The 16,679-nt window shown below is 68.0% G+C and carries 16 protein-coding genes; 13 read left to right on the forward strand and 3 right to left on the reverse strand.

Annotated features, from left to right (window positions below; all coding sequences use genetic code 11):
- Positions 1-74 precede the first annotated feature (74 nt).
- The 10 genes from NP552_RS23175 to NP552_RS23220 all read left to right on the forward strand — a co-directional run bounded on the left by NP552_RS23175 (position 75) and on the right by NP552_RS23220 (position 11,694).
- Positions 75-869 carry an alpha/beta fold hydrolase gene (locus NP552_RS23175; RefSeq protein WP_054915681.1) on the forward strand — a complete coding sequence of 265 codons (795 nt, stop codon included), beginning with the start codon at positions 75-77 and terminating at the stop codon, positions 867-869.
- Positions 866-1,717 carry an alpha/beta hydrolase gene (locus NP552_RS23180; RefSeq protein ID WP_054915682.1) on the forward strand — a complete coding sequence of 284 codons (852 nt, stop codon included), beginning with the start codon at positions 866-868 and terminating at the stop codon, positions 1,715-1,717. The genes NP552_RS23175 and NP552_RS23180 overlap by 4 nt, the downstream gene beginning before the upstream one ends.
- A gap of 115 nt (positions 1,718-1,832) precedes the next feature.
- A complete protein-coding gene (locus NP552_RS23185) occupies positions 1,833-2,642 on the forward strand; it encodes a DUF4892 domain-containing protein (protein ID WP_043863109.1) in 810 nt (269 codons plus the stop codon).
- Positions 2,643-2,653: 11 nt separating this feature from the next.
- The gene (locus NP552_RS23190) at positions 2,654-3,706 is read left to right on the forward strand and encodes an AI-2E family transporter (protein WP_043863108.1); all 1,053 of its coding nucleotides are present in this window, start codon (positions 2,654-2,656) and stop codon (positions 3,704-3,706) included.
- A gap of 193 nt (positions 3,707-3,899) precedes the next feature.
- The gene (kdpF, locus tag NP552_RS23195) at positions 3,900-3,989 is read left to right on the forward strand and encodes a K(+)-transporting ATPase subunit F (RefSeq protein WP_043863107.1); all 90 of its coding nucleotides are present in this window, start codon (positions 3,900-3,902) and stop codon (positions 3,987-3,989) included.
- Positions 3,990-3,997: 8 nt separating this feature from the next.
- A complete protein-coding gene (gene kdpA / locus NP552_RS23200) occupies positions 3,998-5,692 on the forward strand; it encodes a potassium-transporting ATPase subunit KdpA (RefSeq protein ID WP_100634706.1) in 1,695 nt (564 codons plus the stop codon).
- 10 nt (positions 5,693-5,702) lie between these two features.
- Positions 5,703-7,754 carry a potassium-transporting ATPase subunit KdpB gene (kdpB, locus tag NP552_RS23205; RefSeq protein WP_274097197.1) on the forward strand — a complete coding sequence of 684 codons (2,052 nt, stop codon included), beginning with the start codon at positions 5,703-5,705 and terminating at the stop codon, positions 7,752-7,754.
- A gap of 14 nt (positions 7,755-7,768) precedes the next feature.
- On the forward strand, positions 7,769-8,329 hold the full coding sequence (gene kdpC / locus NP552_RS23210; protein ID WP_054915735.1) for a potassium-transporting ATPase subunit KdpC: 561 nt from the start codon (positions 7,769-7,771) through the stop codon (positions 8,327-8,329).
- A gap of 15 nt (positions 8,330-8,344) precedes the next feature.
- Positions 8,345-10,999 (forward strand): sensor histidine kinase, encoded by a 2,655-nt coding sequence (locus tag NP552_RS23215; RefSeq protein ID WP_043863104.1) that lies wholly within the window; start codon positions 8,345-8,347, stop codon positions 10,997-10,999.
- Positions 10,996-11,694 (forward strand): response regulator, encoded by a 699-nt coding sequence (locus NP552_RS23220; RefSeq protein ID WP_043863103.1) that lies wholly within the window; start codon positions 10,996-10,998, stop codon positions 11,692-11,694. The genes NP552_RS23215 and NP552_RS23220 overlap by 4 nt, the downstream gene beginning before the upstream one ends.
- A 16-nt stretch (positions 11,695-11,710) precedes the next feature.
- Here NP552_RS23220 and NP552_RS23225 read toward each other — a convergent pair whose 3' ends face one another.
- Positions 11,711-12,730, reverse strand: a complete 1,020-nt coding sequence (locus NP552_RS23225; RefSeq protein WP_078480475.1) for a patatin-like phospholipase family protein — start codon at positions 12,728-12,730, stop codon at positions 11,711-11,713.
- 160 nt (positions 12,731-12,890) lie between these two features.
- Here NP552_RS23225 and NP552_RS23230 point away from each other — a divergent pair, with 160 nt between their 5' ends.
- The 3 genes from NP552_RS23230 (at position 12,891) to NP552_RS23240 (ending at position 14,839) form a co-directional block, all read left to right on the forward strand.
- Positions 12,891-13,169: a hypothetical protein gene (locus tag NP552_RS23230; RefSeq protein ID WP_043863101.1), complete on the forward strand. Its 279-nt coding sequence runs from the start codon at positions 12,891-12,893 to the stop codon at positions 13,167-13,169.
- 14 nt (positions 13,170-13,183) lie between these two features.
- Positions 13,184-13,951 carry a CHAD domain-containing protein gene (locus NP552_RS23235; RefSeq protein ID WP_043863100.1) on the forward strand — a complete coding sequence of 256 codons (768 nt, stop codon included), beginning with the start codon at positions 13,184-13,186 and terminating at the stop codon, positions 13,949-13,951.
- Positions 13,952-14,035: 84 nt separating this feature from the next.
- Positions 14,036-14,839: an acyl-CoA thioesterase gene (locus NP552_RS23240; protein WP_043863099.1), complete on the forward strand. Its 804-nt coding sequence runs from the start codon at positions 14,036-14,038 to the stop codon at positions 14,837-14,839.
- A 1-nt stretch (position 14,840) separates the two neighbouring features.
- Here NP552_RS23240 and NP552_RS23245 read toward each other — a convergent pair whose 3' ends face one another.
- The gene (locus tag NP552_RS23245; RefSeq protein ID WP_052504289.1) at positions 14,841-15,047 is read right to left on the reverse strand and encodes a hypothetical protein; all 207 of its coding nucleotides are present in this window, start codon (positions 15,045-15,047) and stop codon (positions 14,841-14,843) included.
- A gap of 84 nt (positions 15,048-15,131) precedes the next feature.
- The gene (locus NP552_RS23250) at positions 15,132-16,610 is read right to left on the reverse strand and encodes a methyl-accepting chemotaxis protein (protein WP_054915686.1); all 1,479 of its coding nucleotides are present in this window, start codon (positions 16,608-16,610) and stop codon (positions 15,132-15,134) included.
- Positions 16,611-16,679: the final 69 nt, after the last annotated feature.

Below are 16,679 nucleotides of genomic sequence, written 5' to 3' on the forward strand. Positions count from 1 at the left end.
TGGCCTGTACGGATGTTGCCGGGTGTTGCCGCGGCGGGGAAAATGGCCCGATTCCCCTTCGCGGACAGGCGACCATGACGCAGCAGATCTTCTTCGCCCATGCCAACGGCTTCCCCTCGGCCACCTACGGCAAGCTGTTCGCTGCGCTGGCCCCCGATTATCACGTCACCCACCTGCCGCAGCACGCGCACGACCCGCGCTTTCCGGTCAACGACAACTGGCAGAACCTGGTCGATGAACTGATCCATCACCTGGAGCAGCAGCCCGAGCCGGTGTGGGGGGTAGGGCACTCGCTGGGTGGGGTGCTGCACCTGCACGCGGCGATGCGCTGCCCGCAGTACTACCGTGGGGTGGTGATGCTCGATTCGCCGGTGCTGACCCGAGCCGACGAGTGGCTGATCCAGCTGGCCAAGCGCTTTGGCTTCATTGACCGCATCACCCCGGCCGGCCGCACCCTGGGACGCCGCGAGGCGTTCGCCGACCGCGAGAGCGCCCGGGCCTACTTCACCGGCAAGGCGCTGTTTCGACAGTTCGACCCCGACTGCTTCGAGGCTTATCTGGAACATGGCCTGCAGGACGAGGGCGAGCAGTTGCGCCTGCGCTTCGACCCGGCCACCGAGATCAGCATCTATCGCAGCCTGCCCCACGTAAGCCCCGGCCCGGCCCGCCAGCTGACGCTGCCGCTGGCGATGGTGCGTGGCAGCCAGAGCCGCGTGGTACGCCGCCACCACGCGTATGCCGTGCGCAGCATGCCCAGGGGCGAGTTCCACAGCCTGCCGGGTGGGCACATGTTTCCGCTGGAGCGCCCGCATGACACCGCGAGCCTGATCAAGGGCCTGTTCGATCGCTGGCAGGAAGCGGTGCAATGAGTGGCGTGGAGGAAGTGCGCCTGAACCTGGGGCACATCGAACTGGCAGCGCACCTGTTCGGCCCGCAGCAGGGCATCCCGGTTATCGCCCTGCATGGCTGGCTCGACAACGCCAACACCTTCGCGCGCCTGGCGCCCCGGCTGCATGGGCTGCGCATCGTGGCGCTGGACCTGGCCGGGCATGGCTATTCAGACCATCGGCCGGTGGGCGCCGGCTACGCGCTGTGGGACTACGCCCACGACGTGCTGCGGGTAGCCGAGCAACTGGGCTGGCAACGGTTTGCCCTGCTCGGGCACTCGCTGGGGGCGATCATCTCGGTGATCCTGGCCGGTGCCTTGCCCGAGCGGATCACCCGCCTGGCGCTGATCGACGGGGTGATCCCGCCCGGCGCCGGCCCCCAGGACACGGCCGAGCGCATGGGCATGGCCTTGCAGGCGCAGTTGCGCCAGGGCGGCAAGGGCAAGACCGTCTACCCGACCCTGGAGCTGGCGGTGCAGGCGCGCATGCAGGGCATGGTCGCGGTCACCCGCGAGGCCGCCGAGCTGCTGGCCCAGCGCGGCCTGATGCCGGTGCCGGGTGGCTACACCTGGCGCAGCGACAGCCGCCTGACCCTGCCGTCGCCGCTGCGCATGAGCGAAGAACAGGCGCTGACCTTCGTGCGCCGCATCGCCTGTCCGACCCAATTGGTGGTGGCCGCCGACGGCATGCTGGCGCGCAACACCCCCCTGCTCGAGCAGCTACCCTTCAAGCTGGAACAGCTGCCGGGCGGGCACCACCTGCACCTGAACGACGAGTCGGGCGCCAGCCTTGTTGCAGACTGTTTCAATCGCTTCTTTGCCATTTCTTGACTTGCGGCGGGCAACTGTCGAGGCTTGGCGGGTTGAACAGGGAGACAACCATGACCAAGCGCGACACCGTTGCACCTTTTTTCGCCATCGAGGCCCTTAGCGCCATGGCCCGCCAATGAGTATTTCGCGTCTGATTCGAACAGGCCTTGCCGGCCTGGCCGTGCTTGCCAGCACGCCATTGATGGCCGATCAACTGCCGATTCCGGTGGATGCCAAGGTAGTGGGCCAGACCAGTGCGCAGGAACTGGAGCAGGAACAGGAGCGGGTGTACCCCCTCGGTTCGCTGCGCAAGATCAGCAATGTGGTACGCATGGAGGGCAAGGTCGAGGGCCGCGGCAAGGTCAGCTATGCCACCTACCAGCTGCCGGCCGAGCGCAGTGCCAACGAAGCCTTTACCGCCGCTCGCGAAGCCTTGCAGACCGCAGGTGGCTATCCGCTGTTCTGGTGCCAGGGGCAGGACTGCGGTGAAAGCAGCCTGTGGTCGGCGCAGCTGGCCGGGCGATTCAACCTGACCGGTGCCGACAATCAGCAGGCGTTCATTCTGTTGCGCCGCTCCGGCGCCTCCAGCGACACCCTGGTTGCGCTGTACAGCATCACCAAGGGCAATCGGCGCGCGTACCTGCATGTCGAGGAGTTTGTGGCCAACGCACCGCTGGGCGAGGTGTTGCCCACGCCGGCCACCGTGCAGCGCGAACTGCTGAGCACCGGCAAGCTCGACTATGCCGACCTCAAGGGCGAACCGCAGCCGGCCTGGGTCAACCTGCTGTCGCGCAGCCTCAACCTGAACAGTACCTTGCGTGTGACCCTGACCGGCGCCCAGGCCGAGGCCTGGCGCGAGCAACTGGTCAAGGCCGGGGTGCGCGCAGCACGGCTTGAAGTGGGTACGCAGCCGGCTGCCGGGCTGCATGTCGAACTGATCCGCTGACCGGGGCCGCTATGCTCAACAACGATCGCCTGCTGGTGCAGATCATCCTTATCGGCCTGCTGGGGGCCGGTCTGTGGGTCATGGCCCCGTTCATTTCCGCGCTGCTGTGGGGGGCGATCCTGGCCTATGCCAGCTGGCCGCTGATGCGCCTGCTCACGCGCGTGCTCGGCGGGCGCGAAACCCTCGCGGCGAGCGTACTGACGGGCGTATGGATGCTGCTGGTGGCATTGCCGCTGGTGTGGCTGGGCTTCAACCTGGCCGACCATATTCGTGATGCCACCGCGTTCGTGCGCGACGTGCAGGTCGACGGCCTGCCCGATGCGCCTGCCTGGCTGGGCGGCATACCCTTCGTGGGGGAGCGCCTGGTCGGCTTCTGGGACACCCTCGACCAGCAGGGCGCGGCCATGCTGGCGGCGATCAAGCCACACCTGGGGCAGGTGGGCAACTGGTTGCTGGCCCGCAGTGCGCAGATCGGCGGCGGGATTCTCGAACTGACCCTGAGCCTGGTGTTCGTGTTCTTCTTCTACCGTGACGGGCCGCGGCTGTCGGCCTTCGTGCTGCGCCTGCTGAACCGCCTGATCGGCGAGCGCGCCGAATACTACCTGGACCTGGTGGCTGGCACCGTGCAACGGGTGGTCAACGGCGTGATCGGCACTGCAGCGGCGCAAGCCCTGCTGGCGCTGATCGGCTTCCTGATCGCCGGGGTGCCGGGCGCGCTGGTGCTGGGCCTGGTGACCTTCCTGCTCAGCCTGATCCCCATGGGGCCGCCGCTGGCCTGGGTGCCGGCCACCGCATGGCTGGCGTGGCAGGGCCAGTACGGCATGGCGGTGTTCCTGGGGATCTGGGGCACGTTCATCATCAGTGGCGTGGACAACGTGCTCAAGCCCTACCTGATCAGCCGGGGCGGCAACCTGCCGCTGGTGATCGTGCTGCTGGGGGTGTTTGGCGGGTTGCTGGCGTTCGGCTTCATCGGCCTGTTCATCGGCCCCACGCTGCTGGCAGTGGCCTACAGCCTGCTGCTGGACTGGACCCGCAGCGAGCCGCAGCACCCGCCGCGGGCCTGATCGCACCGGCCTGGCTGGCCGGGCCGCCCTTGCCAGGCGCCGGCCCTGCCGGCCAACGGGGCGTCCCAGCCATGCCGATTCGCTCTCTTTACGCATTCTTTATACCCAACCCTCGCTAGCCCTCTCGCCCCTTTACGCCCCCCCTCCCGACAATCACCGTCAGCGGCACCGTGCCGCGGGACGGAGATTCTTCATGAGCATTCTGGACGGGGTGTCACTGCTGCTGGCAGTGGCGTTGTTTGTGTACCTGATGGCCGCGCTGCTGCGCGCCGATCGCGGTTAGGAGCAGCCATGCACAGTTACGATTACGCATTGCTGCTGGCCTTTTTCGCCCTGGTGCTGCTGCCGGCGCCCTGGCTGGGCCGCTTCTACTACAAGGTGATGGAAGGCCAGCACACCTGGCTGAGCCCGCTGCTGGGGCCGGTGGAGCGAGGCTGCTACCGGCTGGCCGGGGTCGACCCTGCCACCGAGCAGAGCTGGAAGACGTACGCCCTGGCGCTGCTTGCCTTCAACCTTGCAGGCTTCGGGCTGCTGTTTGCCGTATTGCTGCTGCAAGGGCACCTGCCGCTGAACCCGCAGCACCTGCCCGGCCAGGAGTGGTCGCTGGCGTTCAACACCGCCGTCAGCTTCATGACCAACACCAACTGGCAGTCCTACAGCGGCGAAGCCTCGCTCAGCTACCTGAGCCAGATGCTCGGCCTCACCGTGCAGAACTTCGTCAGCGCCGCCACCGGCCTTGCCGTGCTGGTCGCGCTGTGTCGTGGCATTGCTCGACGCTCGGCCAGCACCCTGGGCAACTTCTGGGTCGACATGACCCGCGCCACCCTCTACGGGCTGCTGCCGCTGTGCCTGCTGCTGGCGCTGCTGCTGGTATGGCAGGGCGTGCCGCAGACCTTCACCGATTATGTGCATGCACTGACCCTGCAGGGCGCCGACCAGGTGATCCCGCTGGGCCCGGCTGCCAGCCAGATCGCGATCAAGCAGCTGGGCACCAACGGCGGCGGCTTTTTCGGGGTGAACTCGGCGCACCCGTTCGAGAACCCCAGCGCCTGGAGCAACCTGTTCGAGGTGGCCTCGATCATCCTGATTCCGGTGGCCCTGGTGTTCACCTTCGGCCACTACGTCAAGGACCTGCGCCAGAGCCGCGCGATCATCGCCTGCATGCTTGCGCTGTTCGTGATCGGCGGCGCCACCGCGCTGTGGTCGGAGTACCAGCCCAACCCCACCCTGAACAGCCCGCTGGTGGAACAGACCGCCCCCCTGGAAGGCAAGGAGAGCCGCTTCGGCACCACCGCCAGCGTGCTCTGGAGCGTGACCACCACCGCGGCCTCCAACGGCTCGGTGAACAACATGCACGACAGCCTCAACCCGCTCAGCGGCATGGTCGCGCTGGTCAACATGATGGTCGGCGAGGTGATTTTCGGCGGCGTCGGCGCCGGGCTCTACGGCATGCTGCTCAACGTGCTGATCGCGGTGTTCCTGGCCGGGCTGATGATCGGTCGTACCCCTGAATACCTGGGCAAGAAGCTGCAGGCCCGCGAGGTGCAACTACTGGTCGCCACACTGCTGGTGATGCCGGTGGGCGTGTTGGTGCTCGGCGCGCTGGCCACCAGCCTGCCGGGGCCTGCCGCCGCGGTCAGCAACCCGGGCCCGCACGGCTTCAGCCAGTTGCTGTACGCCTACACCTCGGCCAGTGCCAATAACGGCTCGGCGTTTGCCGGGCTGGGCGCCAACACCACCTTCCACAACCTGATGATCGGCCTGGGCATGTTGATCGGGCGCTTCGGCTACATCCTGCCGGTGCTGGCCCTGGCCGGCAGCCTGGCGCTGAAGAAGAGCGCGCCGGTGGGCCAGAACAGCTTCCCGACCCATGGCCCGCTGTTCGTCACGCTGTTGCTGGTGACCATCCTGCTGATCGGTGGCCTGACCTTCCTGCCGGCCCTGGCCCTGGGCCCGGTTGCTGAATACCTGAGCCTGGGCTTGTGAGGAGCCGACCATGAACCTGCCTGTTTCCGAAGTGAAGGCGGCCCCGTCCGCCACTGCCCGCACCACCTTCGCCGCGCTCTGGCGTCCGGCCCTGGTGCAGGCATTCGTCAAGCTCGACCCGCGCCAGCTCAAGCGCGCCCCGGTGATGCTGGTGGTGGAACTGACCGCTATCTTCACCACCCTGTTGTGCCTGCTGCCCAGCGACGTACCCACCGGCGTATCGGTGCAGATCGCCGTGTGGCTGTGGTTCACCGTGCTGTTCGCCAACTTCGCCGAGGCCCTGGCCGAAGGCCGTGGCAAGGCCCGCGCCGACAGCCTCAAGGCCGGCAGCCAGGGCCTGAACGCGCGGCGGCGCATGGCCTCGGGCGAGTTCGAGGTGGTGCCGGCCAGTGACCTGCGCAAAGGCGATGTGGTGCGTGTGGATGCCGGGGAGATGATCCCCGGTGACGGCGAGGTGATCGAAGGGGTCGCCGCGGTCAACGAGGCGGCAATCACCGGCGAGTCCGCACCGGTGATCCGCGAGTCTGGCGGCGACCGCTCTGCGGTCACCGGCAACACCCGGCTGGTGTCCGACTGGCTGCTGGTGCAGATCACCAGCAACCCGGGCGAGTCGACCCTGGACCGCATGATCGCCCTGGTCGAGGGCGCCAAACGCCAGAAGACGCCCAACGAGGTGGCCCTGGACATCCTGCTGATCGGCCTGACGCTGATCTTCCTGGTGGTAGTGGTCACGCTGCAGCCCTTCGCGCACTTTGCCGGTGGCAGCATCCCGATGGTGTTTCTGGTGGCCTTGCTGGTGACCCTGATCCCCACCACCATCGGCGGCCTGCTGTCGGCCATCGGCATCGCCGGCATGGACCGACTGGTGCGGCTCAACGTGATTGCCCGTTCGGGGCGTGCAGTGGAAGCGGCCGGCGACGTGCACGTGCTGCTGCTGGACAAGACCGGCACCATCACCTTCGGCAACCGCCGTTGCAGTGCGGTGCACGCCGCCCCCGGCATCACTGCCCGCGAGCTGGGCGAGGGCGCCTTGCTGGCCTCGCTGGCCGACGACACCGCCGAAGGCAAGTCGATCGTCGACTACCTGCGCCAGTTGCATGACTTCACCCCACCCGACGCTGAACACCTGGTGCCGGTGGCCTTCAGCGCCGAAACCCGCCTGTCGGGCGTCGACTTCGGCGCCCAGCGCTACCGCAAGGGCGCGGTGGATTCGGTGCTGGCGTTCGTCGGCATGCAGCGCCTGGACCTGCCGGCCGCCCTGGCCCGTGAAGTCGACCGCATTGCCCAGAGTGGCGGTACCCCGTTGCTGGTGTGCGTGGACAAGCGCCTGCTGGGCGTTATCCACCTCAAGGACGTGGTCAAGCCCGGCATTCGCGAGCGCTTCGCCGAGCTGCGCAAACTGGGCATTCGCACCGTGATGGTGACCGGCGACAACCCGCTGACCGCCGCGGCGATTGCCGCCGAGGCCGGGGTCGACGACGTGCTGGCCGAGGCCACGCCGGAGAAGAAGCTGGCACGCATTCGCCAGGAACAGAACGACGGGCGCCTGGTAGCCATGTGCGGCGACGGCGCCAACGACGCCCCGGCGCTGGCCCAGGCGGATGTCGGCATGGCCATGAATGACGGCACCCAGGCGGCCCGCGAGGCGGCCAACATGGTCGACCTGGACAGCGACCCGACCAAGTTGCTGGATGTGGTACAGGTGGGCAAGGAGCTGCTGGTGACCCGTGGCGCGCTCACCACCTTTTCCATTGCCAACGACGTGGCCAAGTACTTCGCCATCCTGCCGGCGCTGTTCGCTGCGATCTACCCGCAGCTGGGCGTGCTCAACCTGATGCAACTGGCCAGCCCGCAGAGCGCCATCGTCTCGGCGATCGTGTTCAACGCGCTGATCATCGTGGTGCTGATCCCGCTGGCGCTGCGCGGGGTACGGGTGCAGGCCGCCAGCGCTGCCCACCTGCTGCGGCGCAACCTGCTGATCTACGGTCTGGGCGGGCTGCTGGTGCCGTTCGTGGGGATCAAGCTGATCGATCTGGCGCTCAATGCGCTGCACCTTGTGTGAACTGGGAGATGAACATGACGACGCTAGTACGCCCGGCCCTGAGCCTGATTGTGCTGATGACCCTGATCACCGGCGCGGTGTACCCGCTGGTGGTCACCGGAGTCGCCCAGGTGGCGTTCCCCGAGCAGGCCAACGGCAGCCTGCTGCGCGACGACAGTGGCCAGGTGCGCGGCTCGCGCCTGCTGGCCCAGCCGTTCAGTGGCGCGGGCTGGTTCCAGCCGCGGCCCTCGGCGGCCGACTATGCCACGGTGTCCAGCGGTGCCAGCAACCTGGCGCCGAGCAACCCGGCGTTGGCCAAACGCGTGGGCGAGCAGGCCCAGGCGCTGTATGTGCCGGCACAAGGCCCGGTGCCGCTGGCGCTGCTGACCACCTCCGGCAGCGGCCTGGACCCGCACCTGCCGCCAGCAGCCGTGGCCTATCAGCTGGCGCGGGTGGCAGCGGCGCGGCAATTGCCGCTGCCCACCTTGCAAGCCCTGGTGGAGCAGTCCACCCTGCACCCACTGGTGGGGCCGCCGGTGGTCAATATCCTGGCCCTGAATGCGGCCCTCGACCAGCTCGCACCTGCTTCGAAATAAGGACGTGTGTCGACCATGAGTGATTCTGAACGCGCCGATGCGTTGTTGGCCGAGTTGCCGCGCGAGGGGCGCGGCCGGCTCAAGGTGTTCCTGGGCGCAGCGCCCGGCGTAGGCAAGACCTACGCCATGCTGCAGGCCGCCCATGCGCAGTTGCGCCAGGGGGTGAGGGTGCTGGCGGGCATCGTCGAAACCCATGGGCGCAGCGAAACCGAGGCGCTGCTGGGCGGTTTGCCGCAACAGCCGCTGGTGCGCTCCGAGTACCGTGGCGTGCAGTTGGAGGAAATGGACCTGGACGGCCTGCTCAAGGCCGCCCCGCAACTGGCGCTGGTGGACGAGCTGGCCCACAGCAACGCACCCGGCAGCCGCCACGCCAAGCGTTGGCAGGACGTGCAGGAGCTGCTGTCGGCCGGTATCGACGTGTACACCACGGTCAACGTGCAGCACCTGGAAAGCCTCAATGACCATGTGCGCGGCATCACCGGCGTGCAGGTGCGCGAAACGCTGCCCGACTGGGTGCTGCAGGAAGCCTTCGAACTGGTGCTGATCGACCTGCCGCCGCGCGAGCTGCTCGAACGCCTGCGCGACGGCAAGGTGTACGTGCCGGAGCAGGCGCGGGCGGCGATCGATGCGTTCTTCACCCAGACCAACCTGACGGCCCTGCGCGAGCTGGCGATGCAGACCGCCGCCGCCCAGGTCGATGCCGACCTCGCCCACGGCTACCGCAGCCTGGGCCAGGATGCGCCGGCGCTGCGTGGGCGCCTGCTGGTGGGGGTGGATGGCGATGCCCAGGCCGAGCGCCTGGTACGTCATGCCAGCCGCGTGGCACAGCGCCGCCACCTGCCCTGGAGCCTGGTGCACGTGGACAACGGCCGCCTGCGCGACGAAACCGCACGCCAGCGCCTGCAGGCCGCCCAGCAGCTGGCCGAGCGGCTGGGCGGCGAAGTGGTGGTGCTGCGCGCCGGCGAGGTGGCCAACACCTTGATCCAGCATGCGCTGGAGCGGCGTGCGAGCCTGGTGCTGGTGGGCCAGTCGCGTGATCGGCTGCGTCGGCGCTGGTTCGGTGCCGGTGTGGCGGCGCGCCTGTTGCGCGAGGCCCACGGGCTGGAAATCAACGTGCTCGACCGCGACGCACAGCCAGAACCGGTCAGCGCTCCGGTGGCGCGAGCCTGGGCCTGGCGCCACTACCTGCTGGCGCTGCTTGCCACCGTGCTGGCCAGTGCACTGGCCTGGGGCGTGGCCGGTGTGCTGGCGCTGCCCAACATCTCGCTGGTGTTTCTGGCAGCGGTGCTGCTGGTGGCGGTGCGCAGCAGCTTGGGCCCGGCGCTGGTGTGCGCCGCGCTGTCGTTTCTGGCCTACGACTTTCTGTTCATACCGCCGAATTTCTCGCTGAGCATCCAGCGCGAGGAGGACGTGCTGACCCTGGTGTTCTTTCTGCTGATGGCCGCCCTGACCGGCAACCTGGCGGCGCGCCAGCGGCGTCAGTTGCAGGCGCTGCGCGAAACCCAGGAGCAGACCGGCCAATTGCTGGACCTGACCCGCCGGCTGACCGCAGCTACCGACCGCCAGGCGGTGTTCAATGCCGCCAGCCACCACCTGGAGGGCTGGACGGACGTGCAGATGTGCCTGCTCGAACGCGATGCCGAAGGTCGCCTGCAGGTGGCCAGCGGCGGTGCCTTGCAGTTCAATGACACCGAGCGGGCGGCCGCCGACTGGGCCTGGCAGCATGACCAGGCCGCCGGCCTTGGCAGCGACACCTTGCCCAACGGGCGCTGGTGGTGGTGGCCGCTGTCGGTGGAGGAAGGCCCGCTGGCCCTGCTGGGGGTACGCCCGCGCGAGGGCCAGGTGCTGACGGCCCAGCGCCGGCGCCTGCTCAAGGCCCTCAGCCAGCCATTGGCCCAGGCCCTGGCCCGGGCGCGGCTGGCCGATCAGCTGGAGGCGGCGCGCCTGCACGGCGAAACCGAGCAGTTGCGCAGTGCCTTGCTGGCCTCGGTGTCCCACGACCTGCGCACCCCGTTGACTGCCATGCGCGGCAGCATCGACAGCCTGCTGGCACTGGGTGAGGCAATCAGTCAGCACGACCGTCGCGAGCTGCTCGAAGGCACCCGCGACGAGGCCGAGCGCCTGGACCGTTACATCCAGAACCTGCTCGACATGACCCGCCTGGGGCATGGCGGGCTCAAGCTCGCGCGCGACTGGGTGGCGCCGACCGACATCGTCGGCAGCGCCCTGAGCCGCCTGCGCGTGGTGCTGGCCCCGTTGCAGTTGCGCACCGAGGTGCCGGCAGAGCTGCCGCTGCTGTTCGTGCATGCCGCACTGATCGAGCAGGCCCTGATCAATGTGCTGGAGAACGCGGCGCGCTTCTCGCCGGCCCACGGGCGCCTCGAACTGCGGGTGAGTGTGGAAGGCGAGCAGCTGTGCCTGGCCGTCGCCGACGAGGGCCCGGGGATTGCGCCGCAGGACCGGGCGCGCATCTTCGACATGTTCTACACCGCTGCGCGCGGGGACCGGGGCGGGCAGGGCACGGGGCTGGGGCTGGCGATCTGCCAGGGAATGATCGGCGCCCATGGCGGGCAGATCCGCGTAGAGGACGGCATCGATGGCCGTGGCACCTGCATCACACTATGCTTGCCGCTTCCGGCCCAACCTGAACTGGACAGCGAGACCCCATGAGCCAGACCGCGACCGTGCTGGTCATCGACGACGAACCGCAGATCCGCAAGTTCCTGCGCATCAGCCTTGGCTCGCAGGGCTACAAGGTGCTGGAGGCGGGCACCGGTGCCGAGGGCCTGAGCCAGGCGGCGCTGGGTCGGCCGGAGCTGGTGGTGCTCGACCTGGGGTTGCCCGACATGGACGGGCAGCAGGTGCTGCGCGAACTGCGCGAATGGAGCCAGGTGCCGGTGCTGGTGTTGTCGGTGCGGGCCAGCGAAGTGCAGAAGGTCGAGGCGCTGGACGGCGGGGCCAATGACTACGTGACCAAGCCGTTCGGCATCCAGGAGTTTCTGGCGCGGGTGCGCGCATTGCTGCGCCAGGTGCCCCAGGCGGTGGCCGAAGAGTCGGCGCCGCGCTTCGGCCCGTTGACCGTGGACCTTGCCTACCGGCGCGTGACCCTGGCGGGCGAGGAGGTGGCGCTGACCCGCAAGGAGTATGCGTTGCTGGCGCAACTGGCGCGTCACCCGGGGCGGGTGATCACCCAGCAGCAGTTGCTCAAGGATATCTGGGGCCCCACCCATGTGGAGGACAGCCACTACCTGCGCATCGTGGTGGCGCATGTGCGGCAGAAACTGGGGGACGACCCGACGGCGCCGCGGTTCATCGTGACCGAGCCGGGGGTGGGGTATCGGTTGATCGGGCCGGAGCAGGCATGAGGGCCTCTTCGCCGGCCTAGCGCCTCTCGGCCTCATAGTTGTCCAGCGTATCGCGTGCAATCTCGCGCCCCAGCGCGATCAGCTCCGGCGCCTTGTAGAACTCGAAGAACCGGCACACCCGCTTGGGCACGTTGATCAGTACATCCGGCGGGTAGCCGGCGATCTTGTACTGCGCCAGCGACGTCTGCATCACCTCGAAGCTCTGGTTGATCAGGTCCAGCAGCGAAGCCGGGCCCACGTTGTCGACAATGAACGAGCCGGCCGCCGATTTCGGCGCGCCGTCAGTCTCGGGCGCCGCCGAGGGCTGCTGCGCCTCGGGCTCGGCCGCATCGCTGAGCCACGGGTTGGGCGCCGCCTGCTCGATGCGGATCAGCCCTTCGGCGGCCTTGCGCCGGAACGGCAGGTGCGAGCCCAGCGAGTTGATCAGGTTGTCGAAGCGCAACTTGAACGCCGCCGGCCGCTCGATCACCGGCAACTGGTAATGCTTCTGGTTGGTGGAGTTGAGGTTCACCGCCACGATCAGGTCGCAGTGGCTGGACACCACCGGGATGATCGGCAACGGGTTGAGGATGCCGCCATCGACCAGCATGCGGTTGCCCTGCACCACCGGGGTGAACAGGCTGGGGATCGCCGCCGAGGCGCGCATGGCCTGGTGCAGGCAGCCTTCCTGGAACCAGATCTCCTGCTGGTTGGTGAGGTCGGCCGCCACTGCGGTGTAGGGGATGCGCAGGTTCTCGATGTTGACCTCGCCGACGATCTTGCGGATCTGCCCGAACACCTTCTCGCCGCGAATCGCGCCCAGCCTGAAACTCACGTCCACCAGGCGCAGCACATCCAGGTAATCCAGGCTCTCGATCCAGCGTCGGTAGTCGTCGAGCTTGCCGGCGGCGTAGATGCCGCCGATCACCGCGCCCATCGAACACCCGGCAATGCAGGCGATGTCGTAGCCGCGCCGCTCCAGCTCCTCGATCACGCCGATGTGTGCATACCCTCGGGCGCCCCCCGACCCCAGCACCAGTGCTACGCGTTTGCTCATGGTCGTTCCTTGCGGCTGTTCTGCTCGTGGGCCTAACAATGCACCCATTCAGGGCTGTGCTTCAATCGTGACAAGCGCTGGGCTACGCTGAGCAGGGCACTTTTCAGCGTGCGTGCCGTCGAAGTGCCACCCCGAACATTTTCCTTTTGAGGTAACACCGATGAAAGCCTGGATCTGCCTGCCCCTGATTGCCCTGGTACTGAGCGGCTGCGCCGGCAAGACGGCGTACCGGGACAGCTGCGCCAATCAGCTGGATTCGGCCTGGAAGGAGCTGGACCTGGCCAAGGCCGAGGGCTTCGCCGGCACGGTCAGCTATTCCAAGGCCCTGTCGCTGCTGACCGGCGCCAAGACCCAGCAGCAGTTCGAAGCTTTCGAAGGCTGCAGCAACAAGGCCGAGAAGGCACGCTTTTACATCCGTGAATCGCGCGCCGGGCGCTGAGGGAGGACCAGGCCATGTCGGCAATGCTCGACCATGTGATCGCCCAGGTGCTGACCCTGCACGTGCGCCTGCTGGCCTGCCAGGCGCGCCTGGCGGCCAATACCGACAGTGAGGCGCTGCATGACCTGCGTACCAGCGTGCGTCGCCTGCGCAGCCTGCTGCGGCCCCTGCGCGGGCTGCCGGGGGTGGACAAGCTGGAGGATGCTGCCGCCGAGCTGGGGCGCCTGACCACGCCGCTGCGCGATCGCGAGGTGCTGGCCGCGCAGTTGCTCGAACGCGGGCTGCCCGAGGTGGCCCGCCAGCAGCTTGGCGACCCGGCCCGCACCTTTGCCCGGGTGGCGGCCAGCGCCGAGCTTGCGCGGCTGCTGGCGATCATCGATGCCTTCCCGATGTTCCTGCGCGCGGCTCAGCGCCAGGGCCTGGTACGCCGCCTGGAGGCGCGGGTGGGCAAGCGCCTGCACAAGCAGTGGCGCAACCTGCAGGCTGCCATGAACGACCCGGCGCACGACCGCCACCGCCTGCGCCTGCTGATCAAGCGGGTGCGTTATGGCGCCGAGGCCTATCCACAGCTCGAACGCCTGCGCCCGGCCCTGCGCCGCGGGCTCAAGCGCGCCCAGGGCGATCTGGGCGACTGGCACGACCTGTTGCAGTGGCTGTTGCAGGCCGAGCAGCAGCCTGGCCTGGCGCCCTGCGTGGCGCACTGGCAGGCGCAACAGGCGGCGGCCGAGCAACGTGCCGACCGCACGCTGGAGACACTGCTGAGCGAAATCCAACGTCGATAAGTCGCGTGTTTGGCGCAAATGCGGCCTGTGCGCGGCGCGGCGGCTGGTTAACATCGCCACATTTGCCCACTGGTCGAGGTCCCGATGAATTTTTCCCAACTGCTCACCGCCGTGCGCCTGCAGCCCCAGGCGGTGACCATCCCGGCCGAATGGGCCCAGGGGCGTGCCTGTTTCGGCGGGCTGATGGCGGCGCTGGTGTACGAGGCCATGCACGCCAAGGTCGCCCCGGACCGTCCGGTGCGCTCGCTGGCCATCACCTTCGTAGGGCCGGCCGAGCCTGGGGTGCCGATCAGTTTCGAGGTGGAGCTGTTGCGTGACGGCAAGGCGGTCAGCTCGCTGCTGGGGCGCGCGGTACAGAATGGCCAGGTGGTGACCCTGGTACAGGGCAGTTTCGGTGCCGGGCGCGATTCGGTGGTGCAGGTGTCAGGGCTGGCGCCGGTGCCGATGAAAAGCCTTGCCGAGTCCAGCCCCGAGTTGCCCTTCATCAAGGGCGTGACCCCCGAGTTCATTCGCCACCTGGCCATGCGCTGGGGCATTGGCGGCTTGCCGTTCAGCGGTAGCCGGTCACGCGAAATGGGCGGCTGGGTGCGCCTGCGCGGTGAGGATGTGGTCGAGGAGCCGGTGACCGAAGCCCACCTGCTGGCGCTGGTCGATGCCTGGCCACCGGCGTTGATGCCGCACCTGAGCAAGCCCGCTGCCGGCAGCACCCTGACCTGGACCATCGAGTTCGTGCAGCCGGTGGCCAGCCTGACCACCCTGGACTGGTGCCAGTACTGCGCCCAGATCGACTACGCACGTGACGGCTACGGCCATGTGGCGGCCGCCTTGTGGAACGGAGCCGGTGATTTGCTTGCCATCAGCCGCCAGACGGTGACCGTGTTCGCCTGAATCACTGGCGCTGGCGCTCCACCGCCACACCGGCCAGCAGGCCGATGACGCCGACGGCCAGGGTGCCCAGGTCGGCGTCGAGCGCGCCGCTCAATACCAGCAGCGCGCCGATGGCCAGCAGCGGCAGTGCAATCAGCTGCAGCGCGATGTTGGTGGGGGTACGAGGGGCGTGATGCCAGTGGGGCAGGTGAAACAGGTGCTTGTTCATCACGGTTTTCCTCAAGGTGCAAAACGGATAACCCAAGCGTAGTTTGGCCCCCGCCAGGGGGCCAATTGCGCGCGGCTATCGCGTTTATAGCTTGAGTTGACCGATGGCCTTGTTCAGCTCGCCGGCCAGGGTGGCCAGTTCGCTGCTGGTGGTGGCCGAGTCGACGGTCTGCTGCACGGTCTCTTCGGTCACGTCGCGGATGCTCACCACTGCGCGGTTCATCTCTTCGGCCACCTGGCTCTGCTGTTCGGCCGCCACGGCGATCTGGGTATTGCTCTCGCGCATCTGCGCCACCGCGCCGGTGATCTCCGCCAGGGCCTCGCCGGCTTCCTGGGCCTGCTTGACGCAGTCGTCGGCCTTGAACGAGCTCTCGGTCATGAACTCCACCGCATCGCGGGTGCCGGCCTGCAGGGCAGAGACCATGGTGGTGATTTCATCGGTGGAGCTCTGCACGCGCTTGGCCAGGTTGCGCACCTCGTCCGCCACCACCGCGAAACCGCGGCCCAGGTCGCCGGCACGGGCCGCCTCGATCGCCGCGTTGAGGGCCAGCAGGTTGGTCTGTTCGGCGATGCTGTGAATCACCCCGACCACGCTGTTGATCTTCTGGCTGTCCTCGGCCAGTTGACGGATCATCTCGGCCGTCTGCTGCACGCCGGTGGAGAGCCCCGAGATCGACGACTGCACGCGGCTGACCACGTCCTTGCCGCTGCCGGCCAGGGTGTCGGCGCTTTGCGACAGGTCGCGTGTGGCGCCGGCATGCTGGGCGATGTGGTAGACGGTGGCGGTCATTTCGTTGATGGCGGTGGCGGCCTGGTCGGTTTCGCTCTGCTGGCCGAGCATGCCGTGGCGCACCTCGTTCATGCTGGCGGCCAGGCGCGCGGCGCCGGCATCCAGCTGCGCGGCGGTTCGCGCCACGGTGTTGACCACGCGGTGGTAGGTGGTCTGCATGGCGTTGAAGGCGCTGGCCATCTGGCCGATCTCGTCGCCGCAGGACAGCGGCACCCGTGCCGACAGGTCACCGGTCTTCTCGACGTGCAGCATCACGTCCTTGAGGATGTTGAGCTGGCTGAGCAGGAAGCGGATCAGCAACTGCGAGGCGCACAGCATGGCCAGCATCAGGATCAGTACGCACACCGCATAGTTGACGAAGCGGTCGGTGAACACCTGCGCCATGCTCGGGGCCTGGGCCAGTACCGCGATCTGCTGGCCATCGCGCTGGATGACCTGCGCGCCGATCAGCGGGTCGCTGCCCAGCAGCGGCATGCCGTTCAGCTCGACCCAGCCCTGGGCAGTGGCCAGGGCCGGCAACGCCTGGCCATCGAAGGTGGGCGCCTGCCCGGGTGTGAAGCTGACCCAGGTGGCGTTCTGCGGCAAGGCCTGGCCGGCGGGCCAGGCGGCCAGCAGGCGGGCTTCGGATTGCACCCGGGCCTGGGCCGTCTCGGCCCTGGCGCGGGTTTCCAGGTGCACCGCATACAGCACCACGAACAGGGTTGTGACGAAGGCGACTGCGTTCACCGCCCAGAACTTGTACTTCAGTGAGATATTGCTGAGCCAGGCACCCATGGATAGGTCTTCTCTGATTGAGCGGAAACAATTTGGCAAGGTGCCATCAGTGTGCCAGCCAATTCAAAG

It is taken from the genome of Pseudomonas sp. 8209 (assembly GCF_028682105.1).
Taxonomy (GTDB): Bacteria; Pseudomonadota; Gammaproteobacteria; order Pseudomonadales; family Pseudomonadaceae; genus Aquipseudomonas; species Aquipseudomonas palmensis.